This is a genomic window from Paenibacillus hunanensis (assembly GCF_034055775.1).
Taxonomy (GTDB): Bacteria; Bacillota; Bacilli; order Paenibacillales; family Paenibacillaceae; genus Saccharibacillus; species Saccharibacillus hunanensis.
Genome location: NZ_CP139194.1, coordinates 5,252,707 through 5,271,532, shown reverse-complemented (window position 1 = coordinate 5,271,532; position 18,826 = coordinate 5,252,707). Strand labels below are relative to the sequence as shown.

At 47.3% G+C, this 18,826-nt stretch carries 15 protein-coding genes; 6 read left to right on the top strand and 9 right to left on the bottom strand.

The window, feature by feature from the left end; all coding sequences use genetic code 11:
- Positions 1 to 162: 162 nt before the first annotated feature.
- The 3 genes from SK066_RS21445 (at position 163) to SK066_RS21435 (ending at position 3,340) form a co-directional block, all read left to right on the top strand.
- Positions 163 to 615 (top strand): Rrf2 family transcriptional regulator, encoded by a 453-nt coding sequence (locus SK066_RS21445; protein WP_188775800.1) that lies wholly within the window; start codon positions 163 to 165, stop codon positions 613 to 615.
- A gap of 79 nt (positions 616 to 694) precedes the next feature.
- Positions 695 to 1,327 carry an NAD(P)-dependent oxidoreductase gene (locus SK066_RS21440; RefSeq protein ID WP_188775799.1) on the top strand — a complete coding sequence of 211 codons (633 nt, stop codon included), beginning with the start codon at positions 695 to 697 and terminating at the stop codon, positions 1,325 to 1,327.
- A gap of 306 nt (positions 1,328 to 1,633) precedes the next feature.
- Positions 1,634 to 3,340 (top strand): NAD(P)H-hydrate dehydratase, encoded by a 1,707-nt coding sequence (locus SK066_RS21435; protein ID WP_320542938.1) that lies wholly within the window; start codon positions 1,634 to 1,636, stop codon positions 3,338 to 3,340.
- A 319-nt stretch (positions 3,341 to 3,659) separates the two neighbouring features.
- On the opposite strand, the gene SK066_RS21430 is transcribed toward SK066_RS21435, so the two are convergent.
- The 3 genes from SK066_RS21430 to SK066_RS21420 all read right to left on the bottom strand — a co-directional run bounded on the left by SK066_RS21430 (position 3,660) and on the right by SK066_RS21420 (position 7,481).
- Positions 3,660 to 4,487 carry a TerC family protein gene (locus tag SK066_RS21430; protein WP_320542937.1) on the bottom strand — a complete coding sequence of 276 codons (828 nt, stop codon included), beginning with the start codon at positions 4,485 to 4,487 and terminating at the stop codon, positions 3,660 to 3,662.
- A 451-nt stretch (positions 4,488 to 4,938) separates the two neighbouring features.
- Positions 4,939 to 5,442, bottom strand: a complete 504-nt coding sequence (gene nrdG, locus SK066_RS21425) for an anaerobic ribonucleoside-triphosphate reductase activating protein (protein ID WP_320542936.1) — start codon at positions 5,440 to 5,442, stop codon at positions 4,939 to 4,941.
- A 14-nt stretch (positions 5,443 to 5,456) separates the two neighbouring features.
- Positions 5,457 to 7,481, bottom strand: a complete 2,025-nt coding sequence (locus SK066_RS21420; RefSeq protein WP_320542935.1) for an anaerobic ribonucleoside triphosphate reductase — start codon at positions 7,479 to 7,481, stop codon at positions 5,457 to 5,459.
- A gap of 593 nt (positions 7,482 to 8,074) precedes the next feature.
- On the opposite strand from SK066_RS21420, the gene SK066_RS21415 reads away from it, so the two are divergent.
- Positions 8,075 to 8,410 carry an MTH1187 family thiamine-binding protein gene (locus tag SK066_RS21415; RefSeq protein ID WP_320542934.1) on the top strand — a complete coding sequence of 112 codons (336 nt, stop codon included), beginning with the start codon at positions 8,075 to 8,077 and terminating at the stop codon, positions 8,408 to 8,410.
- A 1,068-nt stretch (positions 8,411 to 9,478) separates the two neighbouring features.
- Here the strand turns inward: SK066_RS21415 and SK066_RS21410 are convergent.
- From SK066_RS21410 to SK066_RS21385, 6 genes are all read right to left on the bottom strand, one after another.
- Positions 9,479 to 10,033 (bottom strand): VanZ family protein, encoded by a 555-nt coding sequence (locus SK066_RS21410; RefSeq protein ID WP_320542933.1) that lies wholly within the window; start codon positions 10,031 to 10,033, stop codon positions 9,479 to 9,481.
- A gap of 22 nt (positions 10,034 to 10,055) precedes the next feature.
- Entirely contained in the window at positions 10,056 to 10,919 is an 864-nt protein-coding gene (locus SK066_RS21405; RefSeq protein ID WP_320542932.1) for a M15 family metallopeptidase, read from the bottom strand.
- Between the two features lie 81 nt (positions 10,920 to 11,000).
- On the bottom strand, positions 11,001 to 12,107 hold the full coding sequence (locus SK066_RS21400; RefSeq protein WP_320542931.1) for a HAMP domain-containing sensor histidine kinase: 1,107 nt from the start codon (positions 12,105 to 12,107) through the stop codon (positions 11,001 to 11,003).
- The gene (locus SK066_RS21395; protein WP_320542930.1) at positions 12,100 to 12,795 is read right to left on the bottom strand and encodes a response regulator transcription factor; all 696 of its coding nucleotides are present in this window, start codon (positions 12,793 to 12,795) and stop codon (positions 12,100 to 12,102) included. The genes SK066_RS21400 and SK066_RS21395 overlap by 8 nt, the downstream gene beginning before the upstream one ends.
- Positions 12,796 to 13,720: 925 nt before the next feature.
- Positions 13,721 to 14,212 (bottom strand): stalk domain-containing protein, encoded by a 492-nt coding sequence (locus SK066_RS21390; RefSeq protein ID WP_188775793.1) that lies wholly within the window; start codon positions 14,210 to 14,212, stop codon positions 13,721 to 13,723.
- Positions 14,213 to 14,773: 561 nt separating this feature from the next.
- A complete protein-coding gene (locus SK066_RS21385) occupies positions 14,774 to 16,468 on the bottom strand; it encodes a copper amine oxidase N-terminal domain-containing protein (protein ID WP_320542929.1) in 1,695 nt (564 codons plus the stop codon).
- A gap of 580 nt (positions 16,469 to 17,048) precedes the next feature.
- Here SK066_RS21385 and SK066_RS21380 point away from each other — a divergent pair.
- Positions 17,049 to 17,630: an RNA polymerase sigma factor gene (locus SK066_RS21380; RefSeq protein ID WP_188775791.1), complete on the top strand. Its 582-nt coding sequence runs from the start codon at positions 17,049 to 17,051 to the stop codon at positions 17,628 to 17,630.
- Positions 17,623 to 18,588 carry an anti-sigma factor domain-containing protein gene (locus tag SK066_RS21375; RefSeq protein ID WP_320542928.1) on the top strand — a complete coding sequence of 322 codons (966 nt, stop codon included), beginning with the start codon at positions 17,623 to 17,625 and terminating at the stop codon, positions 18,586 to 18,588. The genes SK066_RS21380 and SK066_RS21375 overlap by 8 nt, the downstream gene beginning before the upstream one ends.
- Positions 18,589 to 18,826 lie beyond the last annotated feature (238 nt).

Here is an 18,826-nt window from a genome sequence, read left to right as displayed (position 1 = left end):
GTGCAGAAAATTTAGATACGAAGGGGTTCGTTTTAGGTAAAATATTGGTATACTAAGATATGGACTGACGTCATTTGTAATTGTCATTAGGACAGATACTATATAAAGCCAGTAGACCTGGCATCATGTGTATGAAAATAAGAGATGAGAGGAGGGGTTCGCATGGCATATAATAGCCGTTTTGCCGTAGCGATCCATACATTATCGCTACTGGATAGTACAGAAGGACGGATTACCTCAGAGCTGATTGCAGGAAGTGTGAATACGAATCCGGTCGTCATTCGCCGTATGATCAGCCTGTTAACCAAAGCAGGAATTTTGCGTACCCAGCCTGGTGTAGCAGGAGCACAGCTTACACGCCCTTCAAGTGAGATTACATTGCTGGACGTATACCGTGCTGTACAAAATGATAGCCGTGACGATCTGTTTGCGATTCATGAGAATCCGAATCCAAACTGCGATATTGGACGCAATATTCAGCAGGAGCTGGAGCAGGTCTTCGCCCGTGCTCAGCGTGCGATGGAAGGTGAGCTGGAGCAGATTACCCTGCGCCAGGTAACGACAGATCTACAGCAAATGGAAGAAATCCGCCAAACGATTAGCCAGCAGGGCTGAATCAGTGGCGAGTGTACCGGGTATTAAAGGACAGAACTCGGCACATGAAGGTTGCCATGACGGAAAGGATGAATCAATTATGAAAATTATTATTATCGGTGCAAGCGGCATGATCGGTCAGCGTCTTGTACAGGAGGGATTGCGCCGCAAGTATGAGATTACCGCAGCTGGACGCGATGTATCCAAATTCGATACGACCAATGAAAAGCTGCATGTCATGCGTGTAAATGTACTCGATCCGGCTAGCGTTGAAGCAGCTGTATCCGGGCATGACGTCGTGATCAGCGCATATGGCCCACAGCTCGGTCAGGAGGAAGAACTGCTTGAGGCTGCTCGCTGTATTAGCGAGGGCGTGAAAAATGCAGGTATTCGTCGTCTATTAGTTGTAGGCGGTGCAGGTAGTTTGGAGGTCGAGCCCGGCGTACGCCTTATGGACACTGAGCAATTTCCGGATGAGGTGCGCCCGATGGCACAGGCACATGCCGATGCCTACGAAATCTATCGTCAAAGTGATCTGGATTGGACGTACGTCAGTCCTGCCAGCTGGATCGAACCGGGCAAACGGACAGGCAACTTCCGTATTGGAACGACACGTCTGATTACCGATGATGAAGGTGCAAGCCGAATCTCCGCTGAAGACTACGCCGCAGCCTTCTTCGACGAAGTGGAAGAACCTGCATTTGTACGTGATCGTTTTACAGTCGCTTATTGATAAACGTACTGACAGAGCTCCAATAGAAGTATCGCTATCGATATCACCTGAATTATAGCGATGCTTGTAAAAGTCTTGATCCTACGCGCAATCGCTATAGCGATATCATCAAGTGTTAGGATAATTAGAAAACTCAACCCAAGCATCGCCTACGAGGCGGTGCTTTTCTTTTTGATATAGCACGGTGATGGATACAGCGTCATAAATTCCCTCTCATCTGCCACCTCTTGCTTCATTTCGGTTAATACAAACATAGACCCTATACGATCATGATCAAATCAGGCAAAGGAGAAAGGAGACGTTCATATGCATATCGTTACCGCACAGCAGATGCGAGATCTCGATCATTACACCATTGAGGAGTTAGGCATTCCTTCTCTATCTCTGATGGAGGTGGCAGGCAAAGCGATCGCCGAGGAGGTGCTCAGCTGGTGTGGACAGCAGCACGAATCCGCCGATATTCCGTCAGGGCCTGCATTAACCCATCGTAGCGCCATACATAGCGACCAGTATGCGCTACCGGGACAGGAGCAGCACTGGCTTGTTCTGGTCGGGAAAGGCAATAATGGCGGCGATGGATTGGTCGCTGCTCGTTACCTTCAGAATGCAGGCATACGCGTAACTCTGTTATACGCGATGCCGCCTGAGCAATGCAGTGGAGACGCAGCGATTCAACGTGATGCTGCCGAACGCTCTGGTATTCCGCATGCCGTCTGGGATGCGGAGTGGGATTGCTCGGCTGCTACACGTCAGGTAGAGATATCCGGTTCCAACGGCGGCGCTGTCGCAGCCTCGTTATCCCAGACGGCACAATCGATCTCAGACCGCTGGGTCGGCTACACAGGCATTATCGATGCGCTACTCGGAACAGGCAGCAAGGGCGAGCCCCGTGAGCCATATGGAGCGATGATCCGTTCGGCTAATGCTACAGGTAAGCCGATCATTGCTGCCGATATTCCAAGCGGATTGAATGCCGATACAGGAGAGGTGGCAGAGAGCTGTATTGAAGCTACCCGAACCGTTTGTCTGGCATTTCTCAAGCAGGGTCTGACCCAGTATCCCGGTGCGAATGCCGCAGGTGATGTCGTTATACGTAATATTGGCATTCCGCGCATCGCGGTTGAACGTGCTGATGTGTCCACGTATTTGATTACAGAATCGGTATTAAAACAGGAGCTAGGCATCGATACGACTCGCGCCCGTGCAGTAGATGGTCACAAAGGCACCTATGGTCATGTGATGATTATCGGCGGCAGTCTCAATATGAGCGGTGCCGGATTGATGGCATCCCGATCTGCCCTGCGTATCGGAAGCGGGCTGGTCACATGGCTATTACCAGAGCAGCTCATGAAGCATATGGTCGGTCATGTGCCAGAGCTGATGATGGCACCTGTGTCGAAGGAAGCTAGCGGACAATGGACGGCAGCAACGACAGAGGCGATCCTAGAGCAGACGGCTAAAGCAGACGTAGTGGCGATCGGGCCGGGACTTGGTCGTTTCGATAAAGATGGGGAATGGTTACGCACGTTATGGGAACAATTGGATCAACCGCTAGTCATCGATGCCGATGGACTCAATATTCTCGCTGAAGCAGGCGGTCTGACAGCGTGGAGCAAGCGCTCTGCTGCGACTGTCCTGACACCGCATCCAGGCGAAATGGCGCGACTGGCAGGAGTATCCACCAAAGAGGTACAGCGAGATCGTCTCGGTCTGGCACGACGTTTTGCCATGGAGCATCATATTATTCTTGTGCTCAAAGGAGCGCGTACCGTCATCGCTGCTCCAGACGGCACGGTGCTAGTCAACACGACAGGTCATCCCGGTATGGCAACCGGAGGCTCTGGCGATGTGCTAACTGGCGTGATCGCAGGCTTGCTCGCTCAGGGCCTCAATGGCATTCAGGCGGCAGCATTCGGCGTGCATTTACATGGTCATGCGGGTGAAGTGGCTGCTCTGGCACGCTCCGGTCATCCGGCTTCGCTGCTGGCAGGGGATATTATTGAGCATTTGTAAGAGTGACGTTCCGTCTATTCATACGATAGATGCTTCCAATAGAACAGAGCATCGTTAGGAATACACTATGATCAGGCAGCGCATTTGAGCGGATAGGAGATCAAGGTTAAGGACTAATCGCAAGCAATGAACTGCGATATATCAATCACATCGTAACGAACCCGCTTATAGCAAAAAGACTGTCCGGCAATATGCCAGACAGTCTTTTTTGATCCATTATAGGATAGGCTGGTGAATCGTCAATCTAGTCATCGACCTACTTCAGGCATTCATATCAATGAAGCGAGATCATTCAGCAGACTAGCGTATAACTCATAGCTTACAGGTCTTCCTTAATCTCCTGCTTCACTTCTTTCACCGCATTGTCTTCCTCAGGCACTTCGCGTTTACTGGACAGGAACCAGCCGGCAAGTGCGATGGCTACGAGTACAATATAGAAGCTTAGCTTCCACAGCTTATTCTCTGGGAAATGCTCTGGAATCACAGCCAGTGCAGGGTGAGCAAGCGTGATGACAGCCAGCTTCACACCAACCCAGCCGACGATAACGAAGGCTGCAATTTCAAGACCTGGACGCTCTTGCAACAGCTTCACGAAGAACGAAGCGGCAAAACGCATGATGATCAGACCAATCAGACCACCCAGGAAGATGACGATAAATTGTCCGCCATCCAGACCACCGATTGGTGGCAAACCACTTGCTGGCAGCGCAACTGCCAGTGCTACAGCGGCAAGGATCGAGTCCACGGCAAACGCGATATCAGCAACCTCGACCTTGAATACCGTCATCCAGAAGCCGGACTGCTTTTTCGGATTAGCCGCAGGGCCTTTATCTTCAGAAGCTTCGTCGGTCTTCGACTTGGAGAAGAAGTGACGCACGATATGATTAATCGAGATATACAACAGGTAAAGTGCACCAATCGCCTGTACCTGCCACACGTCCACAAGGAACGAGATCAGGAACAATGAACCGAAACGGAACACAAATGCCCCGAACAAACCATAGAACAGAGCCTTTTTACGCTGCTCCTCCGGCAAATGCTTAACCATAATTGCCAGTACCAGTGCGTTATCGGCAGCGAGCAAGCCTTCCAGCGCAATCAGTACGAGCAAGACCCAGCCATACTCTAACAATAATGCTGCATCCATAAGATTCCTCCTAAAATAAAGTGATAGTTCTGACTCAAAAAGAGCCATATATATATAAAAGAGACCTTTACCACAAAGGTAAAGGTCTCCAAAAGATAGCGAGTCTTCACCAAATTTGTGGTAAAGGTCTCGCTAACAATGAGTTTAAATTCATTTTCATTGCCAAGCACAGCCGGGGTTATTCACCCGTAATGACGACTTGCCTGTACAGCTACTCCCCTTTAACAGGAATAGAATTATGAGGTTAGTCTGTTCTCCATGATCGGAGATACAGTTCAGATGCATCATTGCTACTGATTATATAAACAACCAGTATTGCAGTTGAAGCACTGTGTAATTATCTAGATGAATCATATACAAATCAATCGTATAAGTCAATCTTTTATTCAATAAAATTTTGCATTAACGGAAAATGTTGATTGATTTTACAATTCATACAATACAGCGTAGTCTACAGCTTCCAGTCGATCGCTTGCTGCTGGATCAGACTGGCAGGAACATCGATCAAGCGCTGATTTGAGCTTCCGCGATAACGCAGCGATACATCTCGTAGCTCCTGAACGAATCTTCCATCAATCAATACGTCGCATACGGATAGAAGTTTCAAATATTTATCAGGTTCTGAAAATAATTGTTCCCATGTGTATCCCGTATACGTCCAGATCGAGAAATGCGGCAGTCGCCTTCGCACACGTTCTACAAAGTCAGCCACCTCAGCAGCCGAGAAAAAGGGATCGCCTCCAGCAATCGTTAGTCCGTCGAGTAACGGATTAGCCGCCATTTCTGCAAGCAGCTCCTCCTGCCGCGCCTGTGTGAACGGCTCGCCTGCTTGAAAAGACCAGGTATGCGGACTGAAGCAGCCAGGGCAACCATGGCGACATCCGCTAATAAATACGACCGCACGCAGTCCAGTGCCTTCATTGATCGATTCAGGAATATACCCGCAAATGTTCATCCCGTATCACCAGCTCAATGATGCTTGAGCCGATCACGTACCTCGGCTTGCTTGGCAGGATTAAAGCGAGTCTGGTAATCCCCGGTCAGATAGCCAGTTACACGCCGTAGACGGGCGATATGCACCTGCTGCTCTGATGCACCACAGGCTGGGCAATGTGATCCGATAATCCCTTCATGCCCGCAGGAAGTACAGCGATCAATAGGATGATTAATGCTAAAATAGCTAATGTTTTGCTCCAGCGCATATTGCACGATCCGGAGCATAGCCGCCGTATTGTGACGGGCATTACCATCCAGCTCGATATAAGAGATTGCACCCGCATTACAATAATGGTGAAAAGGAGCCTCCAGCTGTATTTTACGAGCAGCGCCAATCTCATAATAGACAGGAATATGAAACGAATTCGTATAATACTCGCGGTCAGTAACACCAGGAATGTGACCATAATGCTGGCGATCTCGGCGTACAAACTTACCGGACAATCCTTCTGCTGGTGTCGCCATTAGCGAGAAGTTAAGCTGATGACGCTCGCTGAGCGCATCACAGGCTTGCCGCATATACGCAATCAGCGCCAGCGCACGTTCATGAATAGACGCATCCTCGCCATGATGCTTACCATATAGAGCCGTCATACACTCTGCCAGACCGATAAAACCGATCGACAGCGTGCCATGCTTGAGCAGCTCTCCAACCGGCTCATCCGGTGCCAGCTGTTCACCGCCCTCCCATACCCCTTCACGCATCATAAAATCCGATGCTTTGGCAGGCTGTGCTGCCTGAATCCGATACCGATGCAGCAATGCGTCAGCGGCAAGCTCAATGCATTCATCGAGCGCTTGCCGGAAGCCCTGCTCATCAGCTACTTCACGGCTACCTTGCTGTACACCATAGTCGATGCCCAGCTTCACCAGATTAATCGTATTAAACGAAAGATTCCCTTTGCCAGATAGATGATTGCGACCGTAGCGATCAGCGATTACACGCGTACGACAGCCCATCGTAGCAAACTCCGTATCCGGATCACCCGGCACCACATGTTCCAGATTAAGCGGCGCATCCAGATTAGCGAAGTTCGGATACAATCGCTTGGACGAGCAATCGATTGCTTTTAGGAACAGATCGTAGTTAGGCTCGCCGGGCTGCTGATTAACACCACGCTTGCATTTAAAAATCTGGATCGGGAAAATCGGAGTCTCCCCATTTCCCAGACCGCGTACCGTTGCAGCAAGCAGACTTTCAACAATGAGTCGTCCTTCCAGTGAGGTACAGGTGCCATAATTAATACTCGTAAACGGAATCTGCCCACCACCGCGACTCGACATCGTATTCAGGTTATGGATGAGACTTTCTGCCGCCTGAAAGGTCTCACTACGCGTCTCCTCCAGTGCATAGCCATAGGCCAGCGGATATTGCTTGGCTAGACTGGGATCACTCATTTCAGCGTGCGCTAGCAGGCGCTCCAGCGCTTCGGCAGTCGCCTGCTGTAGCTCCGGGGATTGTCCTGCCATCGGATGCCATTCGCCTAAATAGTGCAGTCCTTTACGCAAATGCTTACGGAACGAGCGGGTGACATATGGAGCCAGATCGTAGTCGAGCTTGTTGGCAGCGACCCCACCGAATTGCGAATTTTGCTGACATTGGAAAATAATCGCCACCTGCGCCATCGCCGTCATGATCGAATTCGGCGTACGCAGACTGCCGTTACCGCTGCTAAAGCCCTCACGAAGCAGTCGTTCAAACGGGATAAAGATACAATTCGTCGTGCCAAGCGCATAATGATCCAGATCATGAATATACAGCCGATTGGCTTGAACCGCCTCTGCGATCGGAGCAGGCAGCATATGGTTCTCTGTGTACCATTTAGAATACTCGCTGCCCAGCCGACTCATTTTGCCGGAAAAGCTATCACCGTTCAGATTCGCATTTTCACGTGCCGATTCGTGCTCACCATGCATAATATGCTGCCCTAGCTCGACGAGTGGATGGAGACGCTGCTCAACAGGTTGATCGTCTAAACTTAAATGGTCTAGCCCCATATAATCTCTGCTTGCATACGACGAAGAATCTCCTGAAATGTGAGATGTAGATGTAGATGTATGGGGACAGATAGCATCAGGTAGAGATTGAGATGTGCGATGATCTGAACATAAACGATCGTCTCGTGCAGGCTGTAGCTTAATCGTATGTTTAGTTTCCAGCTCGAATGGCTGAACGGTCATGGCGATCATTCCTTTCTGTTTATGAATGATAGTATTCATCTCTACGCAGGAGATGAGGTTATCCTTGTTCTAGCTTCTTCATTTCATAGATATAAACGAAGCGTTCAACATATGCAGGTAAAAGTATACAAGTGCTTCAGATGATAGATAGGCTGATACGTTAGAAGATCACACGATTCTTTATCATCGATAACATCATTCCGCAACATTCAGCTTGCCCGAGGCACAGCAACCCAATCTATAATCATTCTACATATAGATGATTCGATCCAGATATGACACAATATATTGACATTCTTTCCATATTCATTATGATCAACTAACAGCGAAGCAACCGACCCTTTTGGCAGAGCATTGGAATTTGGGTAAAACAGGGGTAGAATACAATCAAAGCGAAGGAGGAATGAAAGATGGCAATTGCAGAAGTAACCGTCATTCCAATCGGAACAGGTAGTACCAGCCTGAGCGCATACGTTGCCGACATGCAGCGCGTGCTAGACACCCAGTCCAACATTACCGTCCAGCTCACACCGATGAGCACCATTATCGAGGGCGACATCGCCGACGTACTACGCGCAATCCATGCCCTGCACGAAAGCCCATTCCAAGCAGGCGCAGGCCGCGTATCCACATCAATCAAAATCGACGATCGCCGCGACTACCCCACATCCGCCCAATACAAACTAGATTCCGTACGCGAAAAACTATCCAACGGCACCAGCGCAACAACAGCCAAGCCGCAGTAAGACAAGTACACCCATTGACCCAATGGCTACATGCTCCTAACTAAACTAAAAAAGATACCTACCATCACAACACACCAGCTAACCTGCCCCAGAACATAAAAGAGGCAACTACCGCAAATAAACGGTAATTGCCTCTTTTTCTAACGACAAAAAACAAGTTCAGAATCAACCTCAAAATCAAAATCAAAATCAACCAACCTTCATACAGCATCGATATATCACAAAATCCAGAACAAGCCATACAACTAAATAATTCAATCAAACCATAAGCGAACTATACCCAACAACGCAAAGCGCCAACAACCCATTCAGCCAATAATCCAATCAATCCAGCATATCAGCGAATAACATAGAAACAAACACAGCACATACACTATTCCATTCATCCTAAATCCTCAATTCCAATATATGTACCAATTGCAGCCTGGATTCCGACAGCAGTCCTTATGGACGCCGCCATTCATTTTCAATTCAACTACATGTACCAATCGTACGCGACCACATTCATCCAAGCCAAACACTATACATCCAAAAATGTTTAAGAACTACCATTCTTCCTCAGGCTCCCCACCCACCTAAGTGGGATTGCGACTCAACCAAGGAAATGAAAAGAACTACACTATTGAACAAGCACGGAACGCAGGCAAGGAAATAAGGGGAAAGGACGATTTTGGAGGGGCGGGAATCTACAAATGACTCCTACTCCGTAGATTCCCGCGGCTCCACTGAGTCCGTCCCCTTATTCCTTGCCGGAGTGGTACCTGCAAAAACAAGATAAGTTTCTCACCCACCCAGCAATCCCCACCAAAATTAATAACATTTTTAGTTCCATTTCATAAACCTTTAAGATAACCCGGGTATAGTTATGTCATACCCCTTTTTGAATATATAAACATGGAACGCTACGGACTGCGACCGTAGCGTTCTCTTTTTGGACAAATATTATAATAGAAGATACCTAAAATTATAAAATTAATGTTTCTTTAAGGTTGTTATCAGGTAATTTTAAGATGAGCAGGCTATAATGTCTGTAATAACCCCTTTTGAATTACTATACCTTGAACCCTATCAACTGCGAATGATAGGGTTCCTTTTTTTTGTCTGAAATAAGGATTTGGCGATGAAGGCTGGAATCGCAAACAGAATATAGCCGCATACCCCACCAAATGTATTGAGAAGCAGATCATCCACATCGAATATGCCTATGCCTGTTAGAAGCTGGGTCACTTCATAGCTGAGACTCAGCAGCAATGAACAGAATACAACGAGAATGCCTGATGACAATCGGGAATGCAGTAAAAGCGGAATCAGCATACCGAGCGGAACAAACGCTACTATATTACCGATCAGCTGGAGGGATGTGCCTGTAGGATGCAGGGACAATCGGTTCCAGCCTCTTGTAATTTCCCGAAACGGAGTTAGATTGACCGTTCGTGTATGAATGACCTCCGGATGCTGTAGCCATAGCATTAGCTGTGATTGGATGACTCCTGGATCAATCGGATTACCTTTAAACAAAATGATCCGAGTTAGCAAATACAGATACATAATCAGTAGAACGGCGGGAATTATACGAAATCGATGGGGCGCAGGATGTTGCTCTATCGATGTATCATTTTTCATTAGTTACCTCCATGGTTTATGACTATTCCTTTTTGACAGTCACAATAATTCCTTGTTTATTATCGCCAGATATGTTGTAATCGCCGTGCTGCGGGAGCAGAATCGTAGTCGCTGATGTGGCATCGTAATAGCGAATATGATACTGGTCGTTGCCCACTGTAGCATCGATGTCCTTTTTCTCCTGTAGTAAATCTAGATATTGTTCTAGCACCAGATTCTTTTGATACATAATAGCACTATGCGGCAATCCAACATAACGGAAATGCCATGGCTCGTATTGAATACCTGTAATATCCGACCGATCCCGAGGATAGCGCAAAATAAAGCCGTATTTCCATGAATGTTCAGCTAACCACTTGCCTTCGGGTGCTTCTTCCATCACGTTTACGGTCGAGCCGATATCGAGTGACAATCCTAAATTGTGTTCGCTATGCCCTGCTGGCAGGGCGTAATCGGCGCCTTTTTGTTGATATAGTTCCTCTTGCTTGTCCCAATCGCGGTAGCCGCTGCTCATGAGAAAGGAATGGATACCATCCTCCGCAGCCGCCGCAATCATATACTGAAATCGTTCCAATACTTCCTGCGATAACATCAGCTTGGAATCCATTAAAACAAAGCCTGGATTCCTATCTTCCTGCTTGGACACATCGACAATATCTGTCTTGATGCTGTCGCGGCTGATCGGATATTGATTGTTAACGAGTAACAAATCTCCTTTATGTACCTGCTCCTGTATAGATCCAGTAAAGGGGACGGTATCGTTCTCATCCTCGTGCTGTCTACTTTCTATATAGCCAGCTGTATCGTTCATATGCGCTAGCCATATAGCTGATGACATCACGACGAGTAGAAGGGCAAACATAGCAAAACCCCATCTTTTCTTCATCTGTCTTCCTCCTTGATCGATATACAATCAACGATAAAGGACATAGATTAAAGAAAAAGTGGGGCATTTTTAAAGTTTTTCTTAAATTTCGTTTGGTAGCTGTGAAAAGGTGGGAAGACGAACCTCGAATACCGTCTGCCTTGCATCACTTTGAACCGAAATGGTGCCGTCATGCTGCTCTACAATATTGCGGGCGATAAATAAGCCCAGACCGGTTCCGCCTTCCTGCGACGTACGCGCCCGATCTGCTGTGTAATACATATCAAAAATATAGGGCAGATCCTGCGGATGGATATAGCCGCCATAGTTGATAATCTGAATAACGATCTGATCCGCTTCTCGCAGGCCGTGAATATCCACGTACACACCATCCTTGCCATGACGTGAGGCATTCATTAGCAGATTCTCAAATACACGGGCAAGCAGTTCACCATCACCAGAGACGACCAGTGGAGACTCCAGCTTCAAACGTGTGATGAGATGATTTTTTTCAAATACAGGATAAAGCTCCTCATTCATCTGCTTCAGCAGCTCGCTCAAGTTCAGCTCTGTCTTTTGTAAGGGCAGCATACCGTAGTTCATACGTGTAATTTCAAACAGATTATCGATTAACTTTTCCAGACGCTGCGACTTGGTGAAGGCGATCGCTGTAAAATGACGCACCTGCTCATCTGTAAGCTGCTCGTCTTTGATGAGTAGATCCAGATAGCCTAGCACAGAGGTAAGCGGTGTACGCAGATCATGCGCCAGATTCACAATCAACTGATCCTTACTGTTCTCGGCAAAATCGCCTCGCTCGATCGCTTGCTGTAGCTTTTCGCTTGCTAGATTCACATCCGCAGCAATCGTGCCAAGCTCATCCTTTGAAGAAATCTGCACACGATGCTGGAAATTTCCGTTAGCCAGATGGTTAATGCCTGTCGATATCTCTTTAAAATAAGCGACATAGGGCCTGGTAAACCAGAAGAAAAAGAAAATCGCGAGTGGAATAAATAGCAGCAGGAAGAAGTAGATATCGCCAATGCTGCGCATCATATAGCGATACTCGGCGAGCGGATCTTCCCTCCGAACGCCAGCATAGTACGCTTGCAGTAGCTTGTACACGCCATACGTGATCGCGCCAGAAGCGAGCATACTCAAGCCGAGCAGCCAAATCATCGTTGTTCGAAAGCTTCTACGTTTAGTCATTGAACGTATACCCCACACCCCAGATCGTTTTAATAAATTTGTTTTTATCCCGATCCTCGCCGAGCTTTTTACGTAGTGTACGAATATGCACCATCACCGTATTACCGCTCTCGTAATAGGTTTCTCCCCATACCTGTGCAAAAATACTCTCCGCGCTAAATACCTGCTTGCTGTGGCTGGCAAGCAAGTAGAGGATGTCGAATTCCTTACGCGTCAATTCCAGCGGCTTGCCGTACAGTGTAACGCTGTGCTGCTCTGGAGCAATGACCAGCCCGCCCTTTTCCAATACGGTACGTTGTACAGGAAGTGGCTGGCTGAATTGCAGAGAACGCCGCAATTGGGAATTAACGCGTGCGACCAGCTCCATCGGATTAAACGGCTTGGTCATATAATCATCGGCTCCTGTAATTAGCCCTGTAATTTTGTCCATATCGGATGTTTTGGCACTGAGAAAAATAATCGGGAGATGATGCGTTTCCCGAATTTTGCGGGTGAGCTCATAACCGTCCATGCCTGGCATCATAATATCGAGTATCGCCAGATCAATGGCCTGTGTGTGTACAGCATGCAATGCTGCCTGTCCATCCAATACTTTGACCGTCTGATACTTTTCCTTTTGCAGGTGCAGCTCGACCAGATCAGCGATCTCTGCCTCATCATCCGCAATCAGAATCGTAATTGGCTTCATTATGCATTTCACTCCTGTACATGATGGTGTATACCGCGTTCATTTATTTGAATGTAACAGATACCATGCGGAAAGCAAACCGCGGCAGCCGAGCAACGATCGGATTCTATTGCGCTATACCTCTGTAAAATTGGACGATCCCCGGCCTTACAACCTGAATGGTTGTCATGACCGGGGATCTTTTTGGTTTGTTGCATCTTATGTTTTATACGTTCATGTCATAAGCCAATCATGCAGCTTACGAGCCATATGTGAAATGCTTCATGTGCGTTTGTTATACGTGAACAAGACCGGTTCAAGTCGAACTAGGCGTTATGCCGGTTCGAGCGCTGGGATGGACCAGCGTGCGTAGAGTCAGGATGCGTAGACCTGCCCTCCGGTTTCATATGGCTGCCTGCTGCAGCTATTTGTTAACCCGTAACCTCATGTGTGCGGTGAAAAAGCAATGTGGATGAGGACGGTTTTGGTTCGCTTGCTTGTAGGGTATGCACATAGCCGTACATGGAATAGGGTATGTGAGCATACACGATGAATCTAAAACAACAAAAGCCCTACCTCTCTTTTGTCCTTGCGGCTCCGATGACCGCGCCAGTGTGAATCAGATTGTCAAATTTCAATGGGTTTAGGAAAAAAGGAAATTTGAAATGATTCCGGCAGCATCCGGAAAATTGCGAAGGATAAAACCGAGGGTTAAAAATAACATCTAATAGCATACCGCACATCGCTTCAGAAGTCAAATTTTACAATACATAGAACAGAAAAGCGAACAGGATGGATTACATAGCAAAACCCAAAGCTTCTCTATTAAAAGAGGCTTTGGGTTTTACTGTTGTGAATAATGGAGTCATTCCTTGCCGCAGTGGTTGATCTCCACGACAGCATTTCGTATATACTCCAGCGTCACAGTATCGATCTATCTAAACGATTAATACGTTTTGCTCAGTGTGATCATGCCATTGCTGTACATCATGTTCCACTCGAAGTTGTCCGCGAACCAGCGAACAGGAACAAGCGTATGACCGTTCATGGAGATGATCGGATCGTTCAGAGCTTTACGCATATTGTCTACTTTGTAGACTTTTGCGTTAGCGCCTTTTGTCCAGAACTCGTAGCGTGCCAGACCTGTATCCAGCCATGTAGTGGAGGTCATTGGATCGTACCATGTTTTCATGTTGGCATTAGCTGCCAGGTAGCGCAATGGCACATAAGTTGTACCCATGTACACCACTGGTTTCATCGGCATCATCATGGACATGCCATTCACCATATACATTTTGCTATCCATGTTGAACTGGATCGCGCGTGTTTGCAGCTCAGGATTGTAGTCAGCGCTCGTGCCTTCTGCGGCGAATGCGCCAGCAGCAGGAAGCATCAGGGAGAGTCCAAGAACAGGTGCAAGCAGTTTTCTCATTTTCATCGTCTATTACCCCTTTACTGAAGTTGATGTATGACCTGACTGCAAGGAAATATAGCGCTTCCACCAATCAGGAAAAGCGTAATCGTTCTCCAATCTAATTCGTATGTCAACGCATTGCTGTATGTTGGAGAATCGTTTGCTTATGTTGTTGCTGTCTATGTATTGTATAAACGGATTCGAAAGTAATTAATCAGATAGTACCAAAAAAGGATCGATTTTGATTGGAAATGGTAAATTCCTCTACCGAATGAAGCAGGACTATGGAAACAGATTCCAGATTTGATGTACAGGCTAAAAGGTAGGGGAGCAAGCGAGCATGATGGATGTACCGGATGCCAGGCAAACTTAGGTTTTTTATCGAGCATCACTTGAAGATTACTTGAGATCATTTAAGCACTGCGTATACATGATTATGCGTGGGTTGTCTCACCTCCAGCAATGGAAAGCTTGTAGCAGTAGCAGAAAAAAAGCCAACCCTATGAAGAGGCAGAGCCCCGCTCATAGGGTTGGCTGGTAGTGTAGCATATTTGAACAGATGCTACTCTGTCATGAGTTTAACGATTAATACGTTTTGCTCAGTGTTACCATGCCATTGCTGTTGTACGTTACATTCCATTCGAATGTCTCAGCTACAAAGCGAACAGGCACCAGTGTACGTCCGTCTCTGGAGATGACCATCGAATCAGTCATCATGAGCATGTTGTTGATTTTGTAACGGCGGGAATTGTTCCAGAATTCCAGTACATCGCTACCTGTGTTCAGGGTAGTCGATTTCATCGTGTTGTTGAAGGAAATTTTCGCACCGATATTAGCTGCCAGATAACGCAGCGGGATATACGTTCTGTTGTTGTACATGATTGGTTTGGTCGTCATCATCATCGATTGACCGTTCACCATGTACATTTTGCTACCTACAGTGAATTGAATGACCTTCGTTTGCAGCTCAGGGCTTGCATCTGCGGAGGTTGTACCGTTCATACCACCCGTTGTACCACCGTGATTCATGCCATCCATGCCACCAGTAGAAGGCATTGTACCGCCAGTCGAAGGTGTAGTGGAGCCACCACTGGATGTACCGCCGAATTTGTCAGGGTACTGCATCACAATCGCTTCACTCAGGATATCGCCAAACATGAACATATACGCATAGGCCATACGCTCCTGGCTGTACACTTTGGTGTAATCCTTCGCTACATAATCGTCAAATGCCATCAGCAGCATATTGATATGCTCGGTCAGACCTGCTTCCAATGCGGATTGTTGCAGGTTTGGATTCGCATCAGCAAAGAATTTCGCTTGAGTAACTTTGTACTCATTCAGCTCATCTTTTGCTTTTTTCTTCGCTGCTTCGTCTTTTGCCGCAGTCGCTTTTACATAATCAACAAAGTAACCGATATGGGATGACCAGATCGTTTTGAATGCGTCGCCAGCAGCATTACCGTATACGCTTGCTACAGCAGCAGACAGCTCATCTGTATTTTTATTCAACAGTCCAGCAGCCTGATTGAAGTCTGGTGCACCGTCAATTCCTTTTTGCATAGCCCATACTGCCAGTGTCGCGTGCTCGCCCAGGATAATACCCAGTGCGGAACGCAGATCAGACGCTTGCGTAGTAGACATGTCACTTGTGAATTTGTTCGGGAATTGCTTCTCGATCGCAGCGCTCAGGATGTCGCCAAACATAAACATATGCTTGTACGCTTGATCCGCTGTATCGTATGCTTTGGTGTAGTCTTTAGCTACATAAGCATCAAAAGCAGTCAGCAGCATATTGATATGCTCAGTCAGTCCTGCTTCCAGAGCTGCTTGTTGCAGATTCGGGTTTGCATCAGCGAAGAATTTGGCTTGAGTAACTTTGTACTCATTCAGCTCATCTTTCGCTTTTTGCTTGGCAGCACTATCGTTGGCAGCTGTCGCTTTTACATAATCGACAAAGTAGCCGATATGAGACGACCAGATCGTTTTGAATGCATCGCCAGCAGCATTACCATATACGCTGGCAACCGCAGCCGACAGATCGTCCGTATTCGCGTTCAGTGCAGCGGCAGCCTGATCAAAATCAGCTTTGCCGTCAATTCCCTTTTGCATGGCGATAATGGCAAGTAGCGCATGTTCACCAAGAATTTGTCCCAGCGTAGCACGTAGATCAGCGCCAGCCCCTTTGCTTGTTGCTGCTGCACCTGCTGTTGTTGGTACGATCAATACAACAGCCATCAGCAAAATGCCGATTTTGGATAGAACCGATTTGAACATCATCCCACACTCCTTCAAATTGATGAATAGACGGCAGCCGCATTGCAGCTTGTCTATCCGTTAAAACGTGTAAAGCGGCAAAGCAGATCATACGACAGTGCAAAATGAATCTCTGGTCATGAAAAGGCTTGCAGGAATTACCTAAAGCTACGGTCATACGAATACTGCCAGCCCGTTTATGTAGGTTCTGGATGGTACAAAAGGGCTATATGCTGTTATTAAACCGTCTGGAATCATTTCATGCACCTTTTAAAGTATAAAATTAAGGAACTGAAATATATGATGAAACGGCACGGTAAGGCAGTGTATATATAGCATATGATCATGGAATTATTGGAAAATAATTCATGTGAATAGGCGGCATTGCTGGATGGATGAAGGAGCTGTAAGGGTTGCCTTTACGTACTCAATCCTGCTATAACTGACATTAGATGTGACGAAATTTAATTTTAAGCAAATAATATGGAAGTAGACATAACTCCCCTCCGGTATGACGACCAGAAAATATTTGCATATAAAAGTCATCCATCGCAAATTTTTGTGCGAACGTTATAATAGAGGGGAATGGGAAAGGAGCCCTTGGATGAATGAACTGATGGACGATAGAGAGCTAATGCGAAGGATTGCCGCAAAGGAGCCAGAGGCATTAGAACAGGTATATGATCGCTATGAACGTGCGATATATTCGTTTGCTTATCGGATCGTGCATGATACGATGGCGGCTGAGGAAGTCGTACAGGAGTTATTTTTGAGAGTATGGAATAACGCGGAACGCTATGATCGGAGCCAGGGGAAGCTTTCGACATGGATGTTCACAATTGCACGCAATATAGCCGTAGATATGCTACGGCGCAAAGCATCGCGAGCTGTAGCCGACCCGGTCGGTGATGAAGCTCTGCAGGTTCTTCCGGATACCGGCGCCGATGTGGAGCAAGAGGTGGCAATGAATTTTGAACGCCAGCGTATTCGTGAAGCAATGTTGGAACTCCGTGAAGAACAGCAGCAGGTCATCGAGTCAATTTATTTTCAAGGATTGACGCAGCATGAAGTATCCGAGAAGTTTAGCATTCCGCTTGGAACCGTTAAAAGCAGGGTCAGACTTGCGATACGGCAGCTTCATGGGAAGCTTGCTGAAGCGGTAAAGGGGGGAAACGCATATGAATAATGAACACAAACACCATGAGTGGATGGATATGGTCGAAATGTATGTACTCGGCGGGCTGGATCGTGAAGAACAGGAGCGATTTGAGGCATATATGAAGGATAACAAGGAATGCCGTCTCGCTGTTGAGGAGTTGCGCGAAGTTGTCGGATTTTTGCCATTATCCGTTGAATTAATAGAGCCGCCACAGGGCATGAAGAATCGTATTTTGGAACGTGTATTTGCAGAGGATCAGCAGCAGTTGGGGCAGGCGGATACTGTAGCAAATACAACAGCAGGAGCAGAAGTATCGCACGCTGCACTGTCCAATACAGCGTCTGTTAGACCACAGCAAACAGAGCGCAGCACGATCCCTACAGCAACCGAAGCACCAACAGCAAAACCAACACCGTCACGTACGGAGACAGCTAGTGTCGGACGACGCAGTAGCGCACGTAATAAGGCGACAATCTGGCAGATGACTACCGCTATCGCTGTCGCTGCCGCTATCTTTATCGGTATGTATGCTGGTAATCTGCGCGGTGAAATCGGGAATTTGCAGCAGCAGCTAGCCATGACCAGCGATGAGGTGGGCAGCTTGCAGCAGAAGATTGTATCGGCATCGATGCCAAGTCAGGGACTAAAGGTGAATGAAGCGGTCAAACTGAGCCCGGCTGCCAAGGATATTGTCGCGCAGGGATTGGCAACGATCGTAATTGATGCCAAAGGCACGCACTTACTCGTACAGGCGGATAATTTGCCGAAGCTACAAGGCTCGCAGGCATTTCAGGTCTGGTTAATTAAAGGCAATGTAAAGCAGAGTGCCGGTACATTCCTTACAAGGGATGGTACAGGAGCGATGTATTATACGTTCCAGCCGGATGATTATGATACGATTGCGATTACACTGGAGCCAGATGAGAAGGGCAGTCAGCCACGCGGACAGGTTATTCTTGCAGCGAATATTGCCGATCAGGGTTAAGTGAGTAGGATCGCTAGGTCAGGGCGATCACGTGGTGATGTTGCCCTAGAAACCGCTTAGTGATCGCACGATAAATGCACCACATTGGAGCTTCCATGATAGGACAAACGACGAATGAATATGAATAAAAGGCAGTGTGTCAGAGGTAGAGACACACTGCCTTTTTGGTATGATGGACTACTGATCGGAGCGCTCGAAAGTATAGCGCTTGACGTGCTAATTGTCATGATTGCTTCTC